General features: G+C 40.6%; 22 protein-coding genes and 1 pseudogene. 2 read left to right on the top strand and 21 right to left on the bottom strand.

Annotation, left to right across the window (positions count from 1 at the left end; genetic code table 11):
* Positions 1 to 250: 250 nt before the first annotated feature.
* Positions 251 to 724 (bottom strand): CarD family transcriptional regulator, encoded by a 474-nt coding sequence (locus AC0VYC_RS08460; RefSeq protein ID WP_007499456.1) that lies wholly within the window; start codon positions 722 to 724, stop codon positions 251 to 253.
* A gap of 590 nt (positions 725 to 1,314) precedes the next feature.
* Here AC0VYC_RS08460 and AC0VYC_RS08455 point away from each other — a divergent pair.
* Positions 1,315 to 1,716, top strand: a complete 402-nt coding sequence (locus AC0VYC_RS08455) for a hypothetical protein (protein WP_186316899.1) — start codon at positions 1,315 to 1,317, stop codon at positions 1,714 to 1,716.
* Between the two features lie 125 nt (positions 1,717 to 1,841).
* A complete protein-coding gene (gene bslA / locus AC0VYC_RS08450) occupies positions 1,842 to 2,378 on the top strand; it encodes a biofilm surface layer hydrophobin BslA (RefSeq protein WP_024720390.1) in 537 nt (178 codons plus the stop codon).
* A gap of 145 nt (positions 2,379 to 2,523) precedes the next feature.
* Here bslA and AC0VYC_RS08445 read toward each other — a convergent pair whose 3' ends face one another.
* The 20 genes and pseudogenes from AC0VYC_RS08445 to ymfI all read right to left on the bottom strand — a co-directional run bounded on the left by AC0VYC_RS08445 (position 2,524) and on the right by ymfI (position 26,527).
* Positions 2,524 to 2,697: a hypothetical protein gene (locus AC0VYC_RS08445; protein WP_155720697.1), complete on the bottom strand. Its 174-nt coding sequence runs from the start codon at positions 2,695 to 2,697 to the stop codon at positions 2,524 to 2,526.
* Positions 2,698 to 2,898: 201 nt separating this feature from the next.
* Positions 2,899 to 4,800, bottom strand: coding sequence for a DNA mismatch repair endonuclease MutL (gene mutL / locus AC0VYC_RS08440; protein WP_475389901.1), 1,902 nt, complete (start codon positions 4,798 to 4,800; stop codon positions 2,899 to 2,901).
* Between the two features lie 22 nt (positions 4,801 to 4,822).
* Positions 4,823 to 7,399, bottom strand: a complete 2,577-nt coding sequence (gene mutS, locus AC0VYC_RS08435; RefSeq protein ID WP_159159635.1) for a DNA mismatch repair protein MutS — start codon at positions 7,397 to 7,399, stop codon at positions 4,823 to 4,825.
* Positions 7,400 to 7,523: 124 nt separating this feature from the next.
* Positions 7,524 to 8,069, bottom strand: coding sequence for an outer spore coat protein CotE (cotE, locus tag AC0VYC_RS08430; protein WP_007499466.1), 546 nt, complete (start codon positions 8,067 to 8,069; stop codon positions 7,524 to 7,526).
* A gap of 248 nt (positions 8,070 to 8,317) precedes the next feature.
* Positions 8,318 to 8,752, bottom strand: coding sequence for a regulatory iron-sulfur-containing complex subunit RicA (ricA, locus tag AC0VYC_RS08425; protein ID WP_008344661.1), 435 nt, complete (start codon positions 8,750 to 8,752; stop codon positions 8,318 to 8,320).
* 1 nt (position 8,753) lies between these two features.
* Positions 8,754 to 10,280, bottom strand: coding sequence for a tRNA (N6-isopentenyl adenosine(37)-C2)-methylthiotransferase MiaB (miaB, locus tag AC0VYC_RS08420; protein ID WP_335350581.1), 1,527 nt, complete (start codon positions 10,278 to 10,280; stop codon positions 8,754 to 8,756).
* A gap of 90 nt (positions 10,281 to 10,370) precedes the next feature.
* The gene (locus tag AC0VYC_RS08415) at positions 10,371 to 11,477 is read right to left on the bottom strand and encodes an MrcB family domain-containing protein (protein WP_335350582.1); all 1,107 of its coding nucleotides are present in this window, start codon (positions 11,475 to 11,477) and stop codon (positions 10,371 to 10,373) included.
* Positions 11,478 to 11,589: 112 nt separating this feature from the next.
* On the bottom strand, positions 11,590 to 12,768 hold the full coding sequence (locus AC0VYC_RS08410; protein WP_475390032.1) for a glycine C-acetyltransferase: 1,179 nt from the start codon (positions 12,766 to 12,768) through the stop codon (positions 11,590 to 11,592).
* Positions 12,768 to 13,832 (bottom strand): L-threonine 3-dehydrogenase, encoded by a 1,065-nt coding sequence (gene tdh / locus AC0VYC_RS08405; RefSeq protein WP_335350584.1) that lies wholly within the window; start codon positions 13,830 to 13,832, stop codon positions 12,768 to 12,770. The genes AC0VYC_RS08410 and tdh overlap by 1 nt, the downstream gene beginning before the upstream one ends.
* 178 nt (positions 13,833 to 14,010) lie before the next feature.
* Positions 14,011 to 17,055, bottom strand: a complete 3,045-nt coding sequence (locus AC0VYC_RS08400; protein WP_475389897.1) for an efflux RND transporter permease subunit — start codon at positions 17,053 to 17,055, stop codon at positions 14,011 to 14,013.
* Positions 17,056 to 17,258: 203 nt separating this feature from the next.
* Positions 17,259 to 17,519 carry a stage V sporulation protein SpoVS gene (spoVS, locus tag AC0VYC_RS08395; RefSeq protein ID WP_003211281.1) on the bottom strand — a complete coding sequence of 87 codons (261 nt, stop codon included), beginning with the start codon at positions 17,517 to 17,519 and terminating at the stop codon, positions 17,259 to 17,261.
* Positions 17,520 to 17,721: 202 nt separating this feature from the next.
* On the bottom strand, positions 17,722 to 18,516 hold the full coding sequence (locus tag AC0VYC_RS08390; protein WP_019744184.1) for a TIGR00282 family metallophosphoesterase: 795 nt from the start codon (positions 18,514 to 18,516) through the stop codon (positions 17,722 to 17,724).
* A gap of 89 nt (positions 18,517 to 18,605) precedes the next feature.
* Positions 18,606 to 20,168, bottom strand: coding sequence for a ribonuclease Y (rny, locus tag AC0VYC_RS08385; protein ID WP_003211958.1), 1,563 nt, complete (start codon positions 20,166 to 20,168; stop codon positions 18,606 to 18,608).
* 300 nt (positions 20,169 to 20,468) lie between these two features.
* A complete protein-coding gene (recA, locus tag AC0VYC_RS08380; protein ID WP_007499478.1) occupies positions 20,469 to 21,512 on the bottom strand; it encodes a recombinase RecA in 1,044 nt (347 codons plus the stop codon).
* A gap of 177 nt (positions 21,513 to 21,689) precedes the next feature.
* A complete protein-coding gene (locus tag AC0VYC_RS08375; RefSeq protein WP_475389894.1) occupies positions 21,690 to 22,940 on the bottom strand; it encodes a competence/damage-inducible protein A in 1,251 nt (416 codons plus the stop codon).
* A gap of 16 nt (positions 22,941 to 22,956) precedes the next feature.
* Positions 22,957 to 23,538, bottom strand: a complete 582-nt coding sequence (gene pgsA / locus AC0VYC_RS08370) for a CDP-diacylglycerol--glycerol-3-phosphate 3-phosphatidyltransferase (RefSeq protein WP_475389892.1) — start codon at positions 23,536 to 23,538, stop codon at positions 22,957 to 22,959.
* Positions 23,539 to 23,611: 73 nt separating this feature from the next.
* Positions 23,612 to 24,523, bottom strand: a complete 912-nt coding sequence (locus tag AC0VYC_RS08365; RefSeq protein ID WP_041507265.1) for a helix-turn-helix domain-containing protein — start codon at positions 24,521 to 24,523, stop codon at positions 23,612 to 23,614.
* A 23-nt stretch (positions 24,524 to 24,546) separates the two neighbouring features.
* Positions 24,547 to 25,338, bottom strand: a complete 792-nt coding sequence (locus AC0VYC_RS08360) for a DUF3388 domain-containing protein (protein WP_039166619.1) — start codon at positions 25,336 to 25,338, stop codon at positions 24,547 to 24,549.
* Positions 25,339 to 25,469: 131 nt separating this feature from the next.
* Positions 25,470 to 25,727, bottom strand: a complete 258-nt coding sequence (locus AC0VYC_RS08355) for a DUF3243 domain-containing protein (protein ID WP_003211590.1) — start codon at positions 25,725 to 25,727, stop codon at positions 25,470 to 25,472.
* Between the two features lie 72 nt (positions 25,728 to 25,799).
* Positions 25,800 to 26,527: pseudogene (ymfI, locus tag AC0VYC_RS08350) on the bottom strand (elongation factor P 5-aminopentanone reductase).
* Positions 26,528 to 26,529: the final 2 nt, after the last annotated feature.

The following is a 26,529-nucleotide window of genomic DNA, read 5'->3' as shown; positions in this document are numbered from 1 at the left end:
AAGAATTCAAAGAATGTCCGGCTCCTTTTCATGAATCAGGAGAACTTACCTGTTTTTTTATGTTGCCTTAGGTATTTTCGGCTTCTTTAAAACGGTTCATGTGCAAGTAAAAACTAAATCCTATGACCTCATTTTAGTTTTAGTCAAAAACACCTACAAAATTGGGAATTTTCATCTTTTTTCAAATAAAAAAGCTGTAAACAAAAGGAATATCTCCTTCTGTTTACAGCCAGTCTCTGTATATCCAGCATTAAACTCTTAATTCATTCTCTAATGCTGTCAGCACTTCATCTTGCGACATGCCTTGTGCCAGTGAAATTTCGCTCACTAACATGCCCCGTGCATCTTCAAGCATCTTCTTTTCACTAGAATTTAAGGCTTTTTTCTGATTACGTCTCATCAGATCTTTAACAACGTCTGCGCCATCTTCAATCGAACCTGTTTTTAGCTTTTTCAGATTTTCATCATATCTTTGCTTCCAAGTAAGCGTGTCGTCGTTTGTTTCCTCTGCAAAATTGTTCATCACAACTTTCAGCGTAGCTTGATCAGCTACCGGACGTATACCTAGTTGATTGATTCTGCCTTTTGGGACCATCATCTGCATATTCGGCATTTGAATCAGAAAATATTCCTGCGTCTTACCTAAAATCTCTTTTTCTTCCATTCCTTCAATCACACCGGCTCCATGCATTGGATAAACAATTTTATCACCTATTTGAAACAAATCCGCCACCTCCGAAAGTATTCACAATATCATTATAACACATTTCAGCAGAGGATAAAAATTTATATTTTATCATGTTAATTTAGCACTAGTCAATTCTTTTTATTTGAGTTTTTAAAGAATTAGCCTTTTTTTACAAAAGGAGCGCCACCATCCAGTCCTCGTACACCTTTCTTGCATATACTAGCATTGAGTCACATTTAGGAGGGATGACAATGTGCAAATGCAAGAGCAAACATTCCCACTCAAAATGCTATAAAAAGCATGACGATCATCACCATATTGATCCGTGTGAAAAAAAGAAGTTTTATCATAAAAAAGATGATTGGTTTGAGAGCGATTTTTGGGATACGTCAAGAAGCTACGATCCCCATTATTTTCCTAAAAGTGTCTGCAGCAGATGTAAGAAGCGTCGCAGAAAAAGACATAGCTTCTCATTTTAGTGTTTGACGCTGCACCTGCTTTTTGTTTTCCCGGCTGAAAAGCCGGTTTTTTTGTTACATGTCGTTCTTTTCTTTCATATGGATAGGCTCATGAAACAGGTGCAACTCATAAGATATGGCAACCTGAAAAAAAGGATGAGATACAAAATGAATAATATGAATAACCAAACCAACCATTACCATCAAGGAAACCCCTATCACACGTTTGAAAATGTGTATACAGCCAATCATGAGCATATGATCGCACCAAACATGCATGACCATATGAATATGCCAAATCATTATCATACCGGTAAAAAAGATGCTTATAGCGGACACCACCCGCATCATCATTCAGCCTATTCCCCTTTTACGAAGCAGTATGAACCCTATTCAAATGTACAGATGAACGATCACCATCACTTCGGTCACTACGGCGGTTATGGTATGGCTCCCTACCATCCATACGGCTATCATGATATGCAAATGATGATGCCTGCAAATCATCATATGACAGGAAATGCTTACGGAATGAACCAACCAAATGCATTCCTACCACGTTATTACTAAAAAACAAGCAAAATAAGGGTATAAAATACCATTTAATGACATATAGGAATATGGTAACCTTATAGGTAAATAATGGATGTAATCATCTATTATTTACCTATAATCAACCAAGGGGGAAGGAAGAAATGAAGAAAACATGGACAATGATTATGATGGGGATGCTTACATTGGTCATGGCACTCTCAGTACCGCTAGCCGCATCAGCTGAAGGGGCTAAAACAGAGGAAAGCAAAGCTTCAACGAATGCAAGGCCAGCTGCCCTTTATGCAAAAATCACAGGAGCAAGTAAACAAGAATGGTCTTTTTCTGACATTGACCTGACTTACCGTCCAAATTCTGTTCTAAGTATTGGTGCAGTTGAATTTACTTTACCAGCAGGTTTTCAAGCCACAACAAAGGATATTATCAATGGAAAAGCTTTAAAAGACAGTTACATTTTGAACAATGGAAAAACTGTCCGCATTCCAGCTCGTTTCGATTTATTCGGAAGTTCCCAATATACATTACAACTTTCTCATAAAGTACTTCCTGCTGCAGGTACATATACGTTCCGCGCAGAAAATCGTGCGATCAGCATCGGTTCCACATTTTATGCAGAGGATACGATTGATATTAATAAACGGCCAGTTGTCGTCACACCGCCTAATCCTTGCGGATGCTAAACAAAAAAGCGCTCTTAGAGCGCTTTTTCTCATTTATCACATGTCTTGCCGCTGTGCTTACTGCATTTTATATAATTGTTACACCATATCTCAATATGGTCTGTCATCATTTAGTTGGCAAACCCATATATGGCGTTTTTTATTGTTATTTTTGCTCTTTTAGTTTTTTAAAAATCACAAATTGATATACGCCAAATAGTAAGGTTAGGATCATAATTGCGGTAAATAGTTGATCGACTGGAAGCAAAAAATATACGACAACAAAAGATAAAAGCAAAACAAAGTAACCTATATTGAACGCTTTTTTGAATGTCATCATATTCCCTCCTTTTTACAATCATATCACGCTTCACCTAATCGTATAACCAAATAACAAAAACCCCTATCCATTTGAGGAAAGGGGTTATCCTTACAACATGACAGCGGATGTTTATCTTCACATCACAAAAACACGAAATAGACTATCGGATTGAAAAATTAATTGGTGGGCAAACCGATTCACCCACCATCTCAAACCTAGCTACATCACCCGCTTAAACTTCTTCTCCATTTCATATGTGGAATGATGAATCATAATCGGCCTGCCATGCGGACATGTAAATGGGTCTTGTGTTTGCCGGAGTTCATCTAATAAAGCTTTGATTTCATCGTGACGCAAATGACGATTTGCTTTAATCGAGCCTTTACAGCTCATCATGATCGCCGCTTCTTCTCTCAGTTTCTTGATATCCACACGCTTTTCATCAAGTACTTGCTGAATGATTTCTTCGATGAGTTCAGCCTCTTCTCCTTTAGGAAACCATTGCGGATGCGATCGAACGATATAGCTGCCTGATCCGAATGGCTCTAAGAAGACCCCTACTTTTGCTAAAATATCGATATGCTCTTCAATAATCAACATATCATTTTTTGAGTAGTGAAAGGTTAATGGAACAAGCATTTCTTGCACTTCCTGTTCAATATCTCCTACCTTTTCACGAAAGTACTCATACTTGATTCGCTCTTGGGCAGCGTGCTGATCGATGATATAAAGACCGCGTTCATTTTGAGCCAAAATATACGTTCCGTGCATTTGTCCAATCGGATACATCACAGGGACACGTTCACTTTCAGCCTGATGCTGGGCTTCACTCTCTTCCAGTATCACTTCGTCATGTTGTTCATGCGAAGCTGCAGATTCCTCTACATATACATGGTCAAACGTTTCTTCAGACGATGCTGGTAAAGTCGCTTCCGTACTTTCCGGTTCACGCACCCCGTATGTGTCGTTCTGACTGGTCTCGTATACAGCCGATTCGAGCGAGTCCGGCTCATAGGAAGCAGGTGTTTCCATTCGGCTTTTCATTGTTTGTTTAGAATCAAAAGATAAAGACTGCTGCTCATTTTTCACTGCTGGCATTGGTGCTTTTTTTGGCACTGAAGCACTTGGAATAAGCTGCTGCTTTTGAAAGACGTCTTTAATCCCTTGTTTGATCAACTCATGAAGTTCCTGCTCTTTACTTAGTCTTACTTCAAGTTTAGAAGGATGTACGTTCACATCGACTAAAATTGGGTCCATCTTCATCTCAATAAATGTAATCGGATGGCGTCCGATTGGGAGCAGTGTATGGTATCCTTCATGAATGGCTTTCACCAGCGGGAAATGCTTGACATATCTGCCGTTGACAACAGAAGACATGTAATTACGTGATGCCCTTGTCACTTCTGGTAAGGAAATATAGCCTTTTACTTCAAAATCAAGTGATTGTACATGTAGTGGCAGCATTTTTTTGGCCACTGCCGTTCCATAAATGGCCGCAAGCACATGCCGCACATCTCCGTTTCCATTTGTTTGAAGCAGCACTTTTCCTTGATGTCGCAAACGAATCGACACTTCTGGATGAGCAAGTGCAATTCGGTTCACAACATCAGAAATGTTGCCAAGCTCCGTATGAACAGTTTTCATGTATTTTAGACGGGCTGGCGTATTATAAAATAAATTGGTGACCACAATTTCGGTGCCGCGACGGCCAGAGGTTTTTTTCTCCGAAATGATCTTCCCGCCTTGGAGAGCTAAGTGTGTTCCAGCACCTTCACCGGTACTTGTCTTCATTTCTAAGTGAGAGACGGAGGCAATACTTGGCAGCGCCTCCCCCCTGAAACCGAGCGTCCTGACACGAAACAGATCATTTTCATCTTTGATTTTACTCGTCGCATGACGCTGAAAGGCGAGCTTACAATCTTCAGCATCGATTCCCATCCCATTATCAATAATTCTAATAGAAGAAAGTCCTGCTTCTTCTACATCGATTTCAATGACAGTACTACTAGCATCGATCGCATTTTCCACGAGCTCCTTCACAACAGAAGCCGGGCGTTCGACCACTTCACCTGCTGCAATTTTATTTGATAGGTCATCGGATAACTGAATAATCTTTGCCATTTCTTGCTCACCTCACCTTACATTATAATTTCTTTTGCAATTCATATAGCTTTGTCATCGCTTCAAGCGGTGTCATATCCATTAAATTAAATGACTTTAATTCTTCGATCACTGCTTGATCTTTGTTTTTCAGCACAGGTTTTGTTTGCGGTTTTTCTTCCACTTCAAAGAAAGATAGCTGCTGTTTTTCCTCAGCCACTTCTTTTTTCGGGGCTTTAGAGACGCGCGGAATCACTTCATGTGATCCGCTCTCAAGCTCCGTTAAGATGGTCTGGGCTCGATCAATGATCGCATCAGGCAGTTCAGCAAGCTGCGCTACATGGATGCCGTAGCTTTTATCCGCTGCTCCTTCTTTGATTTGATGTAAGAAAACAACTGTCCCTTCATGTTCTTCTGCTCGTACGTGGACATTTTTCAGTTCGCTTAATTGGGATTCCAGTACCGTCAGTTCATGATAATGGGTAGAGAAAAGCGTTTTGGCTCCAATATGATCATGCACAAATTCAATGATTGCCTGTGCAAGAGCCATTCCATCATAAGTGCTTGTCCCGCGTCCAATTTCATCAAATAAAATCAAGCTGTTCTTTGTCGCATGCACCATCGCATTTTTTGCTTCGAGCATCTCTACCATAAAAGTACTTTGACCAGAAATCAAATCATCTGCCGCCCCAATACGTGTAAAGATTTGATCAAAAATCGGAAGGGTTGCCTTTGATGCTGGCACAAAACAGCCAATTTGCGCAAGAATCGAGATCAATGCCATTTGTCTCATATATGTGCTTTTCCCTGACATATTCGGACCAGTAATGAGCAAGGTTTGTCTCCCTTTGCCCATTTGGCAGTCATTCGGCACATACTCTTGATGATCCATCACTTTTTCAACAACAGGATGACGACCATCAATGACTTCCACTTCATCTGATGAAAATTCAGGGCGGACATAACGCCGCTTTTCACTCACAGTCGCAAAGCATTGCAGCGCATCAAGCTCACTCATTTGTTTTGCGAGCAACTGTAATCTAGGAATATAGGCTTTTACTTGTTCCCGAAGCGCAGAAAATAGTTCATATTCCAATTCACTAATATTTGATTCCGCCTCAAGAATAAGGGCTTCTTTTTCTTTCAATTCAGGTGTAATATACCGCTCTGCATTGGCAAGGGTTTGTTTTCTTTCATAACGGCCTTCTTCTAATAAATGCGTATTTGCACGGGTCACTTCGATATAGTAGCCAAACACTTTATTAAAGCCGACTTTCAACGATCGAATGCCTGTATATTCTCTTTCTTGCTGTTCAAGACGAGCGATCCAATCTTTCCCGTTTCGGCTCGCATCACGATATTCATCTAATTTTGCATTGTAGCCGTCTTTAATCAAATTGCCTTCTTTTAACGTCATCGGTGGATTCTCATAAAGGGCATCTTCTAATAAATCAAGTAAATCACCGCATGGGTCAATGTTATTTGCTCTAGATTTCGCCATACCCTCTGGGAGAGAATGGACAAGCTCTTTAATAGCCGGCACTTGTTTGAGAGATTCTTTCAATTGAATAAGATCACGGGCATTCACATTTCCAAATGCCACACGGCCCGCTAGACGTTCAAGATCATACACTTGCTTTAAACGTTCTCGCAGATCCTCTCGTTCAAAGAAATGTTCCATCAGAATTTGCACCATTTCCTGGCGTTCTTTGATTTGTGAAAGGCGGATGAGCGGACGATCAATCCATTGCTTCAGCAATCTTCCGCCCATTGCCGTTTTTGTTTCATCTAAGAGCCATAATAAAGAACCCTTCTTGCTTTTTGAACGGATGGTTTCTGTTAATTCAAGATTTCTTTTTGAGTAAAGATCAATTTTCATCGTTTGTTCAAGCTCAAATACTTGAACTTGCTGAAGATGATCAAGACTCCTTTTTTGCGTTCTTCTTAAGTATGCATAGAGTGTTAAAAATGCTATTTTCAGATGCTCGTCAAGATGAGAAACGAGTCGTTCAGCTTCATCTATTAATTCATCGCTATCTTCGTATGAGATGGTCGCTTGGCAGCGTTCCTTCAGGGTTTTCACCGTTTCTTCATCGAGCTTCTTTGATACCACAATCTCTTTTGCACCGACAGAATAAATTTCAGACACAACTTCATCTAACCGTTCAATGAAAGCCGCCATGTTTTCACCTGTTGATAAATCGGAAAGCGCAAGACCGTAGCCATTTTGAAAGCTGGAAACAGACGCGATAAAGTTATTTTCGTTTTCATTCAGTCCTTTGCCATCCATGACCGTACCTGGTGTAATCAGTTGAACGACCTCTCTTTTGACCACACCTTTTGCTGTTTTAGGGTCTTCCACCTGCTCACAAATGGCGACTTTATAGCCTTTTTCTATCAGTTGTTCTATGTATGCAGACGCAGAATGATATGGAACACCACACATTGGAATCGTGCCGCCATCCCTGCTTGTTAACGTAATTTCTAATTCTTGTGCTGCTTCTTTTGCATCATCAAAAAACATTTCATAAAAATCGCCTAAGCGAAAAAATAAAAAGGCATCTTGGTAATCTGCCTTGATCTTTAAATATTGCTGTATCATGGGCGTATAACTTGCCATATTTCTAATCCCTCACTATATTACTTTCGAATTCATACCATCTTTCATTATAGCATAAAAATTCACCTTTTTTCCCTAGATCAAGGCACAAAAAAACTAGGGGGATATGCGCCCTAGTCATCAATTACTCTTCTGGATCACCCGCGAGGAATTCTGGATGAATATCTTCTAATTCCTCATCCACTTCTTCTTCCCATTCGTGATCATCTTTTTCTTTCCAGCTTGAATTGACTTCTACAACAATTTTGGTTTCCCCTACTACTTCAGCAATGAATTCACGCTCTGCTTGAACGACAATTTTATTGCCATTTGGAGAAATGGTGACTTCTAAGCAATTGGGTTGCTGTAAGACTTTCGCAATCACTTCGTGCTCATCATCAAGGAAGTTTTTATCTTTATATCTCAGTTTGATGATATCTACATATTTTACACGTTCTGTGACCACTTCGGTTTTCGTGTTGTCTGCGTAAGAATACCACACGTTAATATCAAATGTACCTTCAATCTCAACTGTTTTACCGACCTTTTCAGCATCATACTTATGATTAATGATCCAACCGCCTAGGATGCTGGTTGGTTTTTGCGATGGAGAAATGGTGTGTGTGCTTTGGGTAAATTTCCTCCCTTTTGCAACCACCGCTTTTGTAATAATTTCTCTGTATTCAGACATTCCGGCATGCCTCCTTGTTCTTGATCGTTTTATCTTATGCTGGGCATTCGTCTAGTGTGTCACGATTTTGAGTCTCATGTTCAATTAAATTCATTTCTGTTTCAGTGTATGCATGGTCGCCCATAAACTTGCCTTGAAAATTGGAAAAGTTGGAGAGTGAGAGATTGGGATTGATGGAAGCTGAAGGAGAAAGAAGGTATGCAATTCTTACATCAGAAAACAAAAAAACCCGCATCTGCGGGGTTTTTTCATTTAATGGAGCAACTTGGGGATGAGTTTTTCACTTTTGAACCGGTTTCTCCTAATAAGAGGTCACCGCCGGTTGAAAGAATGATTTCATCCGTTACTTGATTAGAAATCGTGTGCGCTACAAGCTGAAGCAGGGAATTAACCTCTGTTTGTGATTCTTTGAATTCTTGAATCACTGGGATCTCATCCAGTTCTTCTTGCAGGGCATCAATTTTTTCTTCCACTTGTTTTAAGGCTTCATGTTTGCCATAATGCTTTAAATTCACAGCTTGCTTTTGAAGCGCCTTAATTTGATTAATGATCGCTGCAATTTTTGTATTTTCATTGATTTGCGCTTCTGCTTTTTTGAAGAAATCAACTTCTTCTGTTTCAGAAATCATTTTTGCGAGCTCTCTTGCGCGCTCGACAATCTCTTTCTTTGAATAAAGCGTCATTTTAATTCACCTCGATAGCTTCTCCAACCATTTCTCCGTCAAGAGACCAAGTTTTGGCTTGTGTGATTTTCACTTTGACGATGTTGCCAATCGCTTCTTTTGGTGCTTTAAAATTCACAAGCTTGCTTTTACTTGTATATCCGGCTAGGATCTCAGGGTTGTTTTTACTTTCACCCTCTACTAATACTTCGACAGTCTGCCCTTCATATTCCTTCATTTTTTTCGCAGAAATTTCATTTACGAGTGCATTCAGGCGCTGCAGACGTTCTTTTTTCACACGCATTGGCACGTTGTCTTTCATATTGGCTGCTGGTGTTCCTTCTCTTGGAGAGTAAATGAACGTATAAGCCGCATCAAACTCAACCTCACGATAGAGGGAAAGCGTCTCTTCAAACTGCTCATCTGTTTCATTTGGGAACCCAACGATAATGTCCGTTGTTAATGAAGCATTTGGCATTGCCTCTTTGATTTTGCGCACTAAGTCAAGGTAACGTTCACGGTCGTATTTTCTTGCCATGAGTTTCAGCACAGAAGAACTTCCTGATTGAACCGGCAAATGAATATGGTCGAGAAGGTTACCGCCTTTGGCAAGCACTTCAATTAAGTGATCATCAAAGTCACGCGGGTGGCTTGTTGTAAAACGGATACGTGGAATATCGATTTTACGCAGCTCATCCATTAGGTGACCAAGACCATATTCCATGTCTTCAAAATCTTTTCCATACGCATTCACGTTTTGACCAAGAAGGGTAATTTCTTTATATCCTTCTGCTGCTAAGCGTCTGACCTCTTGAATAATTTCATCCGGACGGCGGCTTCTTTCCTTACCGCGCGTGTAAGGGACGATACAGTATGTACAGAATTTATCACAACCGTACATAATATTCACCCAGCCCTTAATTTTTCCTTGGCGGGCTCTCGGAAGATTTTCAATCACATCGCCTTCTTTAGACCAAACCTCAATGACCATTTCTTTTGAAAGGTAGCATTCAGATAATAGCTCTGGCAGGCGGTGAATGTTGTGGGTACCGAAAATCAAGTCAACAAATGGGTGTTTCTTTAAAATACGGTTAACGACAGATTCTTCTTGCGACATGCATCCGCAAACGCCTAAGATTAAATCTGGCTTTTCACGCTTTAATGCTTTTAAATGACCAAGCTCTCCAAACACTTTGTTTTCTGCATTCTCACGAATGGCACAAGTGTTTAATAAGATAACATTCGCATCTTCAGTCGAATTTGTTGGTTCATAACCAAGCGCCATAAAAATACCAGCCATCACTTCTGTGTCATGCTCATTCATTTGACAGCCATATGTGCGAATATAAAACTTGCGGCCGTTCCCTAACCCTTTAAACCGCTCGTCAATTTGAAATTGATTGTATTCGACTTCTTCTTTACCCCGTTTTTTTGCATCTTTTAAGGAAGGCGGAATGTACACAGCTTCAAAATATTGGCTGTAGTCCTTCTCGGATTTTTTGTCCGATGAACTTACTTGTCCGCTCGCTTTTCTCTGCTCTTCATTCATGAATTTGTACTCCTTTCAAACCAAGCTCCACCCTACAGTATAGACTATTTTGTCGTGAATTGAAAATAAATTCATATGTGTCCACACTTTTCAATCCACACGAATTTTGCATGAATATTGAGTAGGCTTCAGACGGAGATCGTCTTTTCCTAAAGGATTTTGTATTTCTTTGACAATCTTCATCTGCTGTGTACCGACACTCTCAACTAAAGTAATTACATATGATTCTTTTTCTTCTTCTGCTACCATTCTTTCTTGTTCAGATAAGAAGAATGGAAAGTCATGGTGAGTCAACTTAGATCCTTTTACTTCTATAAGCTTCTCTTTTCCATCAGGGTAATAAGATTTAATATCAAATCCGTGACCATCTTCTGTTTCAGCTACCCAATCGACAGCTTCCGCTAATTGTTCCCGTCCCACTGCTTTTAATTGCTCTACTTCCTTATGATAAACAAATTTCTCTGCTATTCTACCTGTCTCTTCATTTTGCTTTGCTCTTTCTTCTCTTAATTGTTTATAAACATCTCTATGAATGATTCTTTTTCTTTTAAATTTGTTCTGATGTTCCACTTTTGGAATAAGGTCCTGATCCAAATATACTTCGTAAACAAAATCATAAAAAAACTCATTTAAAGAATTGATATCTTGTATTAATTGGTGATGGTCAAAATGATCAATATTATACTTTTTAAAGATCAATGAGCTTGCTACATATTTTTTAGGTCTTAATGATTTACCCAAATGAAAATCACCTATATGAAAGCCCTCTAGTCTTTTATGATGCTTTAATTCAGGCTGTAGCCTTTCCCTCCAAATGGCTGCCTCTTCCCTAATTTCAGATAGAGATAAATTTTCAGTTCCAGTTTCAATTGTTAAATAAAAATCTTCCCCATTCTCAGCGAATAAAATAACAATAAATATCCCTTTTTGTGTCGTTGTTTTTTGAGAATTAGGATTTGAGGTTAATCTCTTGTCTAAAAGTGCAATCCAAAAACATTCTGCAACTTTTCCATTTCCTGTAGATGCTTTAATATCGATCCTATCCAAATTCCTCATATGGCGTTTTTCTAATTCATAACGAATGTTGTTTGGGATTTCTTTATTAAACATGTTGTGAAAAGGGTGATTTTTATCTGTTCTCCCTTTGTTCTTATAATCTAAAAATTGTTCATGAAAATCTTTTTTATTAAATAACATTTGTCTCACCACTTACCTCAATAGATCTTTTTACATACATTATACATAACAAACGGTAGATTTGATGAAATATGGAAAGATTAGCGCAAAAGAAAAGAGAGCCTCAGCTCTCTCAATCAAGTATCTTCAGTTTTTTTGCTTCTTCTTCGATGATTGTCAGTGCACGGTCAAGCTCTTCTTTTGTGTGCTCTGCTGTGATGATGGCTCTAATTCTCGCTTTTCCTTTCGCTACAGTTGGGAAAGCAATGCCTTGAGCGAAAACGCCGCGCTCGATTAATGCTTTTGAAAAACGGAAAGTGAGTGCCTCGTCTCCAATCATCATCGGAATAATAGGCGTTTCTGTTGGTGCCACCTCAAATCCAAGACCGATGACTTTTTCTTTAAAATAGGCCGCGTTCTCCCAAAGTATTTCAATGCGCTCCGGTTCGTCTAACAGCACTTCAATGGCTTCTTCACAGGCTCTTGTGACAGCCGGCGGATGTGAGGTGCTGAATAAAAACGGTCTTGCTTTATGCTTTAAATAGTCGATTAAAACGGCAGAACCAGCGACGTAACCGCCTAGCACACCAACTGCCTTACTAAGTGTGCCAACCTGAATATGCACTCTGCCGTCAAGTTGAAAATGATTCACTGTTCCGCGCCCATTTTCACCAAGTACTCCAGACGCATGGGCATCGTCTATCATCACAAAGGCATCATATGCTTCTGCAAGTCTTACAATCTCAGGAAGCGGTGCAATATCTCCATCCATTGAGAAAACACCATCTGTCACGATAAGACGGACGCGGTAATTCATCGATTTCTTTAAAATTTTCTCAAGCTCTTCCATATTAGAATGAGCATATACTTTTTTATCTGCCTTTGTTAAGCGAATCCCATCGATGATTGAGGCATGGTTCAGCTCATCTGAAATGACAATATCATCTTTTGTGAGAATACTGGATAAGACCCCTTGGTTGGTCGTAAAGCCTGATTGGAATACGAGGGCTGCCTCTGTCTTTTTAAAAGCTGCGAGCTTTTTTTCAAGCCGTTCATGCATTGTCATCGTTCCAGCAATGGTTCGTACAGATCCTGTTCCAGCACCGAATTCATCAATCGCCTCTTTTGCCGCTTTCATCAGCCTTGGATGTGAGGTGAGACCTAAGTAGTTATTTGAAGAGAGTTGTATGACGGATTGTTCATTTAATGTCACCGTGGAAGATTGTTTGGAATCGATTTCTTTCAGTGTTTGATGGGTGCCTTGCTGCTTCATTGTGTCCAATTCATCTTGTAAATACGTAAATTCTTTCATCATTTCGTCCCCCTTTGATATGATGGCATGATCAGTACGACCTTCCCGCACGTACCATTTCTCATGAGTTCAAATCCCTTTTCAAAATCTTCAAATGGCAGCGTATGGGTGACAACCGGCTGTACATCAATGGTATTCGTTCTTAAAAGTTCGGATACTTGACGCCACGTCTCAAACATTTTTCTCCCCGTGATCCCTTGCACGGTTAATCCCCTAAAAACAATTTGATTCGTAATGTCAATGGTTACCGGCCGCTCTGGCAAACTTAGTATATTCACTTTCCCTCCATTTGCACAAGCTTCGAGTGCTTGATTAATCGCAACGGGATGTCCTGACATCTCACACATCACGTCTGCCCCTTCCATCCGCGTGAGCTGCTTAATCATGGCAACAGGATCATCTTTTCCGATATCCACGATATGATCTGCACCCATTTTACGGGCAAGATCCAGTCTGTATTCATTTTTATCAACAGCGAACACTTGGACAGCCCCGGAGGCTTTTGCAACCGCAATCGCCATTAAACCAATGGGACCACAGCCAAAAATCGCCACTGACTTTCCTGAAACAGGTGTATGCAGAACTGTATGAACAGCATTTCCAAGCGGTTCTTGAATAGATGCAAGTTCCACTGGCATTTGAGCTGGATTATGCCACACATTTTGTTCTGGTACTTTGACATATTCAGCAAAACAGCCATCAATGTCTACCCCTAAAATTTTCGTTTCGCTGCACAAATGCTGCTGACCCGTTAAACACATATAACACTGATTACAGACAATATGCGTCTCAGCCGATACAAAATCCCCTACTTTTGCTCGTGAGACTTGGTTCCCCGTTTTGACAACTTCCCCTGTGAATTCATGACCAAAAATGTACGGTGCTTTGACTCTCCCCTTCGCCCAATCATCCCAATTATAAATATGCACATCCGTTCCGCATATCGATGTAGCCTTTACCTGGATGAGCACTTCATGATCACTTATTTCTGGAATCGGCATTTCCATCATCGCCGCTCCGTAAGCGCTTTCTTTTTTAACAATCGCTTTCATCGTTCCACACATGACGTACAACCCCTTTGTTAAAAAACTTCTCCCAATCCGATCTTATCATGTCTTATTTTAGACGTAAATACCACTGTCTTTCAGGAGAAGACAAATGAACACTCCACATATTTTTTTAGATATTTTTCTAAAAAAAAAAAGCAAATCTCCTTTTATTCGGAGATTTGCTTTTAAGTTATCAGCGTTTTTTTGAAACGGCTACATATAAAGCCGGCACAATCAGTAGTGTCAGAATCGTTGAGAAAAAGACACCTGATACGATACAGATCGCTAGCGGCTTAAAGAGTGGGTCATTACTTAAAGCAACGGGCATAAGAGCGACAAGTGCTGTAAATGCTGTCAGCAAAATAGGTCTAATCCTTGCCCTCCCCGCTTCAATCACAGCTGCCTGTTGATCGAGACCTTGCTTGCGCCTCTGTTCAATAAATTCAAACAAAACGACCGCATTTCGGACAACAATACCTGCCAATGAGACAATCCCCATTGTGGCCATAAAGCTAAATGGCGTTTGAGTGACAAATAGTCCAATAATGGCTCCGGATATCGCTAAGTAAACCGTTCCAAGAACTAAAAGCGGCAGCATGAGTGAATTGAACTGGAAAGCGATGGTCACATAAATGAGCAGCAGGACTACCCCAAATAAGAGACTAATTTCAATAAAGAATTGGGTTTGATCTTCATTTTCTCCGCCCTGAGAAATGGTCAAATTCTTCGTTGCATCGCTTTTCCCAACTTCATTTATGACTTCTGTCATATCGTCTTTAAACGTATCTGATGTACCAGGATATGCCTTTAACGTGATCGTCGGCATCCCGTTTTCATGCGGAATGCTTTCAAATTGCTCTGTTTCTTTTTCCTTTACGTATCGGCTAAGCGGCTCAAGTTGAGGCATCCCCCCCTCATTTGTACTCACAGGCACCTTGATGTCTTTTAGCTTCAGTCCGTTTTGATGTGTGCTCATGTCTTGTTTCACTACGAGGTCGATGTCATCTGTTCCTTGTTTAAAGGTGCCTAAAGGAATTCCTTCTGTGACAAGGCCAAGCTGTCTGCTGACAAACTGAGCAGTGAGCCCATCCTCTGCCATTCGGTCACGATTTAATTCAAATGAGATGGTTTTCACCGGTTGATTGACATCGTCTGTGATCAGACTTGCTCCGCTTTCTTTCATTTCTTTTGTGAGCTTCTCTTTCACATCCACGAGCTTTGAAAATTGTTCTCCTGCAATGGTTACGGTCACAGGCGCTCCCGTTGGCGGTCCTTGAACAATGGTTTTCATAAAGATATCAGCATCTTTAAATTTCTTTCGCAATGGCTCTGTCATACGATCGATCAATGCTTTGCTTGTCATCTGCTCATTGTCTACTCTGACAACAACCTGACCCGTATGATCACTTGCGTTTGAGATACTTTCATTAAACAAGTTCGGCACACCGCCGCCTGCAAAAATGGCCGTCTCTTCAATGCCTTTTTGCTGTTTGATCTCTTGTTCTATTTTCTCTAAAGTTTCATTTGTTTTATCTAAGGTTGTTTCACTTGGTAGTGTCACAGTGACAACAACCTCTTTCTTATTCGCCGCAGGGAAAAACTCAAATGGTGTGGCGAAAATAAGCAAAAAGGCAAGTGTGGCAACGAGCAAACCACTTAATCCAATGAGAAGTGGTCGCTTCACGATGTTTGTCAGTACTCGATCTGCATAAAAATCGGCTAACCTTTTTAATGGTTTGCCTAAAAAGCCCGGTTCTTTTTGAATCTTCTTGTTCTTTCTTTTTCGGTTTGCTGTATATTGGTACACTGGCACAAGTGTCAATGAAATGACCATTGACGCAAGTACAGTTGTGACTAGAACAGACGGTAACGCTCGAATAAATGAACCGTTCGCACCAGAAAGGAAAACAAGCGGCAAGAAGGCAAAGACAACAGCTAGTGTTGACGTCAAAATGGATCCAGCCACTTCTTTTACACCTGCAATTGTTCCTTTAAGCGGACTTTCGTATTTTTTCATCTGCCTCAAAATATTATCGTTGACGACAATGGCGTCATCTACAAGTATCCCTAGCGCAATGATAAAGCCAATAATTGAAATTTGATTAAGGTCCACTTGTAAAAACGGCAGCGGGATGGTTCCGATCGTTATGGATAGCGGAATCGCAAGTGAAACGATAAACGCACCACCAATGGTTAGGCCAAGTGTGGTGACGACAATGACGGCGATGACGGCCACGATCGCTTCTTTGATTAAATCGTTAAAAATGGCATCTACTTCACTTTTTTGTGAATAGTAGTCTATCCAATCCACACCATTTGGCAGCTCTTTCTCTTTTTCAATGACCGCACTGACTTTGTCATACATTTTAGGAATATCCAGTCCTGGCTTAATATTGACTGTAAATGAATAGGCTGGCTTTCCGTTATATGAAACAATATCACTTTTCTCTTTTTCTACTTCTTTTAAACGACCAAGCTCACCGATTGTAACAGGCTCTCGGCTCGTTTTTGAGAAAATCTCAATCTTTTTCATTTGATCTAAACGATCATAGGCATCAATGGACAGCTTGACCTTTTCTCCATCTGCCTGGACGTCACCTAGAGGGGATGTGTCAAATTCTTGATTGATGGCATTTGTGACATCGGTCACGTTTAACCCGTTATCCTCCAGTTTACTTGAATCCAAGTTCAATATTGCTTGTTTGTCATTGAACCCTTTGATGACGACACCATCAACACCTTTGATGTCCTCCACTTTTTCTTTTAATGCACGCAGCGATTCCTGACTTTTTGCTAAATCAGATGAGTTACTTGCTACAATCATATAAGAACCAACTGGCACATTGCCAAACTCATCCTTTACATCTGGCTCCATCACACCATCTGGAAAAGAAGAGGCGGCATTTGTGGTTTCACTCTTGATTTGACTTGCCACCTTTTGAAAATCGGCTTGATCATCAATTTCAAGCACAATATTTGAGAAACCAATAGCAGAAACAGAGCTTGTCTTCTCTACACCATTGATATCAGAAATGGCCGACTCGAGCTTATTGGTGACATCACTTTCTACCTGTTTTGCATCAGCACCAGGGAAAACAGTCGAAATGGTTACAATATTTGCTTGAAACTCTGGCAGTTCTCGTTTAGGAAGCTGTGTAAACAAATAACCTCCAGCAATGAGAACGATAAAAAATAAAATAAAAACAAGCTTTCCCCTTTTTAAAAAAGCTTCAATCATTATTTCACCTACTTAAATATTTATTTTTGATGAAGTATTTTCAACTTAATCTTAATTTATCATCATGGTGAAAAAATGCAAGCTCTAATATGTCATTTTCTATCTATTTTGTGAAAGAAATATGTTATATGAGAAATGTATAGCGGTAAACAAAAACAACCTGCTTACATGATGTAAGCAGGTTGAAAATAATAAAATTAGAATTATCGTGGTTCAACAATCAGTTTGATTGCTGTTCTTTCTTCTCCATCGATAAGAATGTCAGTAAAGGCTGGAATGCATATCAAATCCACTCCGCTAGGCGCAACAAATCCCCTTGCAATGGCGACAGCCTTGACCGCCTGATTCAGTGCTCCAGCGCCGATAGCCTGTATTTCCGCTGCACCGCGTTCACGTAAAACGCCAGCTAATGCTCCTGCTACTGAATTTGGATTTGACTTTGCTGAAACTTTTAAAATTTCCATTTTTGCTCCCCCTTAAATTTACAATGGATAAGTGAGTGTTCATTAGAACAATCTTTGTTAGATGTTGCTATTTTTTTGAAAATCCATCCCCAAAATGTTTTTCAAAAATAGCAGGCTACCTACCATTTTTACTATATTCACGATAGAGGGCGCATATTCCTTCTTTCTGATTAATATTTTTCTGAAATAAATATGTGAATATTTATTCAAAGAAAATATGGTCATCATTTATCAAAATTCGATCAATTTTGACAGCTTTTTTCGACGGTTCGTCAATTTCTACGATCACTGCACTTAATGTCGTGCGGCCTTCTGCAATTTCAAAACGGACAGGGAGGCTCGTTTTAAATCGTTTAATAATCGTTTCCCGATCAACACCTAAAATACCGTCATAAGGACCAGTCATGCCAACATCCGAAATATAAGCAGTTCCTTTTGGCAAGACACGGTTATCTGCTGTTTGAACATGTGTATGCGTTCCAACGACACACGATGCACGGCCATCAGTATACCAACCCATTGCTTGCTTTTCACTTGTGGCTTCACCATGAAAATCAATAAAAATAAACGGTGTACGTTTTGAAGCTTCTGCTATGAGCTCATCTACTTTTTGAAATGGGCAGTCAATCGGAGGTAAAAATGTGCGGCCTTGCAAGTTGATGACAGCTAGTTCTTTACCTTGTTTTTTAATAAAAGTGAGACCTTTCCCTGGTGTACCTTGCGGGAAGTTTGCCGGACGAACAATATGGGGTGCATCATCGATGAAATCGAAAATGTCTCTTTTATCCCATGTATGGTTCCCCATCGTGAGCACATCAGCCCCAGCTTGAAGCAGCTCGTGATAGATTTTTTCAGTAAGCCCTTTCCCATGAGCCGCATTTTCTCCATTGACAATCGTAAAGTGTGGCTGATATTTTTTCTTTAGCTTTGGCAAGTATTCTTTCAGTGTATCTCTGCCAGGTGAACCAACGATATCTCCAACAAATAATATTTTCATACGTTTTGAACCCTTTCTCTTATAAAATGATCTTCTTATCAGTGTTGCATATTTACACAAAAAAATAAAGCGGCGCTAAGCGCACCGCTCTATTTTGCATACTCTACTGCGCGAGTTTCTCGAATAACTGTCACTTTAATGTGACCAGGGTAATCGAGCTCGTCCTCAATCCGCTTACGAATATCCCTTGCTAGACGGTGAGCTTCAAGATCATTAATTGAATCTGGCTTCACCATAATACGCACTTCACGTCCAGCTTGTATCGCAAACGATTTTTCAACACCTTCATAAGATTCAGAGATGTCTTCTAATTTCTCAAGTCTCCGAATGTAATTTTCAAGCGTCTCACTTCTTGCACCAGGGCGTGCTGCAGATAATGCATCGGCTGCCGCAACAAGAACAGCGATAATAGATGTCGGTTCTTGGTCACCATGGTGAGATGCAATACTGTTGATGACAACAGGATGCTCTTTATATTTCGTCGCAAGCTCAACGCCAATTTCCACGTGGCTTCCTTCTACTTCATGATCAATGGCTTTTCCAATGTCATGCAGAAGACCTGCTCGTTTTGCAAGCTTTGCATCTTCTCCAAGCTCTGAAGCCATGAGACCTGCAAGATGTGCAACCTCAATTGAATGCTTCAGGACATTTTGTCCATAACTTGTACGGAATTTTAAGCGACCGAGAATTTTGATGAGATCCGGATGCAAACCGTGAACTCCGACTTCAAATGTCGTTTGCTCACCCATCTCGCGGATATAATCATCGACTTCACGGCGTGATTTTTCCACCATTTCTTCAATTCGTGCAGGATGAATACGTCCATCCTGGACTAGCTTGTCCAGAGCTATCCTCGCTGTTTCACGTCTTATCGGATCAAAGCCCGATAAGATGACAGCTTCAGGTGTATCATCAATGATCAGGTCAATACCTGTTAACGTTTCTAACGTACGGATATTTCGTCCCTCACGCCCGATAATACGACCTTTCATCTCATCATTTGGAAGATTGACTACAGATACTGTTGTTTCAGCTACATGATCAGCTGCACAACGCTGTAACGCAAGTGAAAGAATGTTTTTCGCTTTTTTATCAGCCTCTTCTTTCGCCCGGTTTTCAGATTCTTTCGTCATGACTGCAATGTCGTGGGAAAGCTCATTTTCAACTTGATCCAGAATGATTTGTTTCGCTTCATCTCGAGTTAGACTAGAAATACGCTCCAACTCAGCTTTCTGCAAACGAATCATATCATCCACTTTGCTTTCCATCTCTTCAATATGTTGTTGTCGTTCATTCAGAGAATGATCTCTCTTCTCCAACAGGGACTCCCGTTTATCTAAAGATTCGTCCTTGCGATCAAGGTTTTCCTCTTTTTGAAGTAAACGGTTTTCTTGTCTTTGAAGCTCATTACGTCTTTCACGAACTTCTTGCTCCGCCTCTACACGAAACGAATGAATTTCATCTTTCGCTTCTAAGAGCGCTTCTTTCTTCAATGCTTCCGCATCACGCTTTGCATCCTCAACAATTTGTTCGGCCATGTTTCTTGCGCCGGATATTTTTGCTTCTGCAATGGTTTTACGAACAAAGTAGCCAACAACTAAACAGATTAGGCTCAGCAAAATGGAGATGATCGTAAACATCGTAGGCGACATATTTTCACCTCCTCTTGCTATGAACTTGGTTTTACAAATAAAGTGTCGGCATGTACATTGTTTTGTGTCTCAACATACAGGGCCTTCACAGGGAATGAGATCCTCACTGCCCTTGTCAAGTTTAAATTAGTTATCAATCATGTTAAGAAAAACAAGTGATACATTCCCATTGTAATTGTGTCGGAAATACTTGTCAAGCTAGTCAGACTAAGGCGTAAGTCGTTATTTCAAGCAAAGACAGAACTTTTGACCCGCTAGCTGTTATGTAATTGTAAAAAAAAGACGCTTTTCAGCGTCTTTTTAGTCATTCAATTCCAATTCTTCTTGTCCTTCTTCGTCAGTTGATTTCACTCCGTTTGTATCCAAACCGTAGTGTTCCCTGATCTGCTCCTGAATCATAAGAAGAATGTCCTTATTCTCTTTTAGGAATTGCTTCGCATTTTCACGTCCTTGTCCAAGACGTTCCTCTTGATAAGAATACCAAGCCCCGCTCTTTTGTACGATATCTAGTTCGCTTCCAAGGTCGATGATTTCTCCCTCTTTCGAGATACCTTCACCGTACATAATGTCTACTTCGGCAATACGGAATGGTGGTGCCACTTTGTTTTTCACAACTTTAATTCTCGTTTTGTTCCCCATGATGTCGTTCCCTTGTTTCAACTGTTCAGCACGGCGTACTTCTAAACGAACAGATGAATAGAACTTAAGTGCACGTCCACCAGGCGTTGTTTCAGGATTACCAAACATAACCCCTACTTTTTCACGAATTTGGTTAATAAAGATCGCAATTGTTTTTGATTTGTTGATAGCACCAGATAGTTTACGAAGTGCTTGAGACATCAAACGTGCTTGAAGACCAACGTGTGAATCTCCCATGTCTCCTTCGATCTCTGCTTTTGGTACAAGAGCAGCTACTGAGTCAATGACAACAATATCAACTGCACCACTACGAACAAGTGCTTCTGCAATTTCAAGTGCTTGTTCTCCTGTATCCGGCTGAGAAAGCAATAACTCATCAATGTTGACACCTAATTTTTGAGCGTAAACTGGATCTAGCGCATGCTCCGCATCGATAAATGCAGCTTGTCCTCCCTGCTGCTGAACCTCAGCAATCGCATGAAGTGCTACTGTCGTTTTACCAGAACTCTCTGGACCATATACTTCAATAATACGGCCGCGAGGGTATCCACCTATTCCAAGCGCAGTATCAAGTGCTAACGAACCACTAGGTACTGTTGAAATACGTGTATCTGTTTGCTCTCCTAGTTTCATAATAGAGCCTTTACCAAACTGTTTTTCTATTTGTTTAAGAGCCATATCTAAGGCTGCTTGACGATCACTCATTCTATTGTTTCCTCCTTTATCAATTCCACTATCTATACTATACCTTGTTTTACGTCATTTGCCAAGAAAAAAACGAACACATATTCGATTTTTTCTTGGCAGATTATTTAAGAAAAGAGCTGTTTCTATTAGAAAAAACGCTCTTTTATAAAGGAGCAAACCTCATAAAAAACAAAATTAACTTTCTTTTAATAATTTGAGAAGGTGGTGCAAACCATATTTCACAGCACGCTTGCGAATGCCTGATCGACTGCCAGTAAACATCCATTCAAACACGTCTGTCTGGTCTTTTGTCGATAGCCCGATAAATACTTTTCCAACCGGCTGTCCTTCGTGTGGTTCAGGACCTGCCACACCTGTAAAGCTAATACCGATATCGCTTCCCGTCAGTTTTCTAACGCCTTCGGCGATCTCTAACGCACACTCTTTGCTGACAGCACCATGAGAAGACAATGTTTCTGCACGGCAGCCCAGCACTTGCTGCTTGACTTGATTTGTGTAACAAACCACACTGCCGTTTAAAATGGATGATGCCCCTTCGAGATCTGTCAGCCACTCTGAAAACATACCACCAGTCAGGCTTTCAGCCGCTGCTACTGTTTTCCCGTGTTCATGCAAGGCCTTTGAAGCTTCAAAGGCAAGAGATGTATCACCATATCCGTAGAAGTACTCGCCGACCCGTTCTAAAATTTGTGCTTCTGTTTCTTTTAACAGACGCTCTGTTTCTTTTTCATCCTCATGCTTGGCTGTCAGCCTTAGCGTCACTTCCCCGTCAGCTGCAAGCGGTGCAATCGTTGGATTGGTCTGTGCATCAATTAAATCTTCAAGATCTGTTTCCAGCTGAGATTCACCGATGCCAAAGAAACGCAAGACAACAGACACGATTTTTTCCTTTAGGCCGAGTTTTTCAGAAATAAGCGGCTTCGCTTCGTTTTCAAACATCGGGTGCAATTCACTTGGCGGTCCAGGGAGCAGAATGTAAAACGTATCTCCCTCTTGTATAAACATACCAGGTGCCATTCCGAAACGGTTTACGAGCACATCAGATCCCTCTAGAACGAGCGCCTGTTTACGGTTGTTCGGCGACATATCACGTCCGGTTTTACGGAAGTATTCTTGAATAGACTCAAATGCTTCTTCATTTAGCACAAGCTCTTTACCGAGCGTACTCGCAATGGTTTCTTTTGTTAAATCGTCTTTCGTTGGTCCAAGACCACCTGAGAAGATAATAAAATTCGATCTTTCCTGTGCCACTTGAATGGCCCTTTTTAAACGCTCTGGATTGTCACCAACTGCTGTGTGGTAATAAACATTCACACCAATTTCAGCTAGTTGTTTGCTGATGAATTGTGCATTCGTATTCGTAATTTGCCCTAGCAAAAGTTCGGAACCGACTGAGATAATTTCTGCTTTTCTCTCTGACTTCAAAGCGTACACGTCCTTTTTAGTTAGAATTCTTTAAGGCTTCCCAGTTTTTCGCAAAGTAATCCCATCCTGAGACAACAGTGAAGAACACCGCTACCCACATGGCAAGATCACCAAAAGGGAATGATACAAGTTCAAACGGCAGGTTATGCAAAAGAAGTGCCGAAATCGCAATGATTTGCGCCCACGTCTTCACTTTTCCAAGCATATTGGCTGCGACCACTTCACCGCCTCCAGCTAAGACAAGCCTTAGGCCCGTTACAGCAAATTCACGGCTAATGATCACAATTGCCATCCATGCCGGTGTGAGATTGTATTGAACAAGTATAATTAAAGCCGCTGAAACAAGCAATTTATCTGCAAGCGGATCTAAAAATTTACCAAAGTTTGTGACTAAATTGAGCTTACGTGCATAGTAACCATCAATCCAGTCGGTTGTCGAAGCGACAATAAACAAGATCGCTCCAACAAGGTGAGTGACTTCGATGCTGACGTCACCAAAGCGCGCGGCACCCCAATCTAATGGAGCAAGCATAATCAACATAAACACAGGAATCAAGGCGATCCTAGAAAGAGTAATTTTATTCGGTAAGTTAAACATGAATTCCAATCCTCCAATAAAGCATTTTTTTATGTATATAATAGTAGGAACAAAAGAAAAGTCATCTACTTGCTTAAGATGACTTTTCCTTTCCTTTATTCACAATCACAATGTTTTGTGTCATGGTGTTTTTAGGGTCTAATTCGTACTTCAGCGTTTCGTCATTGACTTTGATATCGATTCCTGTTGCATTTCCTAAGCGGATATCGACTTGGGAAAGATCAGTTAAGTCTGTTTTAAACGATTCGCCATCTTTCAATTCACCCATCTTCAGCACTTTTCCAGATTCGTCTCTCACACGAAGCCATGAAGCTTGTGAGGCAGAAATGGTTAGCTCCATCTCTTCTGCACCTGATACTTCATACGTTGTCGTAGAACCCTCTGTATTCGTCGCCTTCAAAGAAACATCTTCATCGTCTTTAGATGAATCCTTTGAGGAATCGTCTTTTTCAGATGATTTTTCTTGATCATCTGACGAAGCTTTATCCTTTTTCTTTTGATCCTTTGCAAGCGATGAATCCTCAGACACTTCGTATTTTGATTCTGATTGCTGAGGAGCCGCCTGATTATTTTTTTGTCCGCTATCATGATTAACCGCTTGAACGATCACATAAATGATAGCGATCACCACAAGGATCCCTCCAATGATTAAAATCGTCGGAAGCAGCTCCAGTACCTTTGAGGCAGGCTTTGGCAGCTCTCTTTGCGGTTTAATATTTGATAATTTATCAGACACTTCATCGTTATACGTACTTGGTACATCTTTACGAAACTCTTCGAACAATTGTTCAGGATTCAGTCCAACGGCTTCGGCATATTGTTTAATAAACGCTCTGACGTAAAATTTACCTGGAATGATATCATAATTTCCTTGTTCTATTGCTAGCAAATAGCGCTTTTGGATTTTGGTTGCCGCCATCAGATCCTCCAGCGACATCCCTTTTTCCTCTCTGGCCTCAACGAGCCGTTTTCCCAATTCAGTCAAAACAAACACCTACCATTACCATATTAAAAATCGAAGCCAGAAAAACCAGAATGATCAAACACTTGTGGTTCTTCAGCGTGCTCGTATGTAATTTCTTCGTCTGCACTATTACGCAATTCAATGATGTAGTCGAAATCATCCATTGTATATTCTGAATTTTGAATAAAGATATCTGGATGCTCTACAACCTTTGTAGCAGGCAGTCTCATAATTTCTCTTAAAAGCTGCAAGTGCTTCTCAGAACCTCTTCTTGTCGACACAATCCCATCAATAATAAAGACGTTATCCGGGCTGTATTCATCTGCAATCAGCTGACTGCGAATGGTCTGTTTCAAAAGAGTCGACGATACAAACAGCCATCTCTTACTTGCACATACACTTGAAGCAACAATTGATTCTGTTTTTCCAACCCGCGGCATTCCGCGAATTCCAATCAATTTATGTCCTTCTTTTTTAAATAATTCAGCCATAAAATCAACAAGTAGACCAAGCTCGTCCCTTTCAAAACGGAACGTCTTTTTGTCATCCGCATCACGCTGAATGTATCTTCCATGACGAACAGCTAAACGGTCACGAAGTTTTGGCTGTCTTAGTTTCGTTACTTTTATCGTTTCCATTGTATTTAAAATTGATTCAAGCCGCTTAATTTGTTCTGTGTGGTCACAGCGAAGAAGCATGCCGCGTCTTGATACATCAACACCATTAATTGTCACAATATTAATTGAAAGCATCCCCATTAAAGAAGAAATGTCTCCTAAAAGTCCGGGACGGTTCACCTGTATCTCATATTCAAAATACCATTCGAGCTTTGCCAAATGATATTACCCCCTTCATTGTGGCAAATTTTTACCTTCCTTTATCATAAAGCATTTTCACATTTTTAGAAAGCACAATGTTGTGAAACAGTTAAAATAAAAAGAGAGGCACAAACGACCCCTCTTTTTGTTTAGTGCGAGCTATTATTTTCAACCAGTTTGACCATCATATTGGCAATTGCGCGCTGCTCATCTTCTGATGCGACGCTCCAAAGGTCAGCAAGTACTCTTTCTTGCTCATTCTTTGCTTCAACTTCATTAGCCAGGTATCCGCCAATTTCATACGCAAGGTTATTGATAGTATCATCTTTTAAGCCTTTATCCTGCGCATGATTTAAACGGTCTCCTAAAAAGTTTTTCCAATGGTCCCAGTTCTCAAGTACTGACATGTCGATTCCTCCATTCGAAAAGATGAATTACAGCCATAGCTTTTGTCATGGAGTGACGAATTATACACGTTTTTAACAGTACCAGCCGCCATTAACGGATAAAATTTGACCTGTCATATAACTTGACTGCTTGGAGGCGAGAAACCAAATGACATCGGCTATCTCTTCAGGTGCGGCAAGACGGCCGAGCGGAATCTCCTCTTCCATTATCGCAAGGTCTTCTTGTGTGAAGCTTTTCATCATATCAGTTTGAACAGCACCTGGTGAGACTGCATTTGCTCTAATTCCACTTGGGGCAAGCTCTTTGGCAAGCCCTTTAATGAAAGCATTTTGAGCACCCTTGACCATACTGTACAGTACTTCACACGAGGCACCCGTTTCCCCCCATATCGAGCTAACTGCAATAATATGACCTGATTTTTTTTGGATCATGGCAGGCAAAATAGATTGGGTAAGCTCATATGGACTTGTCACATGAAGCTGCACCATGCTGGCTAGATCTTCTTTTTCAATATCTGTCACTAAACCAACATGACTCTTTCCGCTATTTAAAACAAGAATATCTGGATCAAGCGGCAGGCGGCTGACAAGCTCTGCTGCTCCGCCTGTTTTCGCTAAATCAGCTTGGATGACATACGTTTCTACTTGATATGTTTCTTTGAATCAGCGGAAAGACGGCTAGCCGCTTGTTCATTTTGATGATAATGGAGCATCAGATGGCAGCCTTCTTGGGCAAGCTTTTTGGCTGTCGCCTGCCCAATTCCGCCACTGGCACCAGTAATCAGTGCCCAACGACTCATAC

Source organism: Bacillus sp. iso_77 (assembly GCF_056173625.1).
This window is presented reverse-complemented; position numbering and strand designations above follow the sequence as displayed.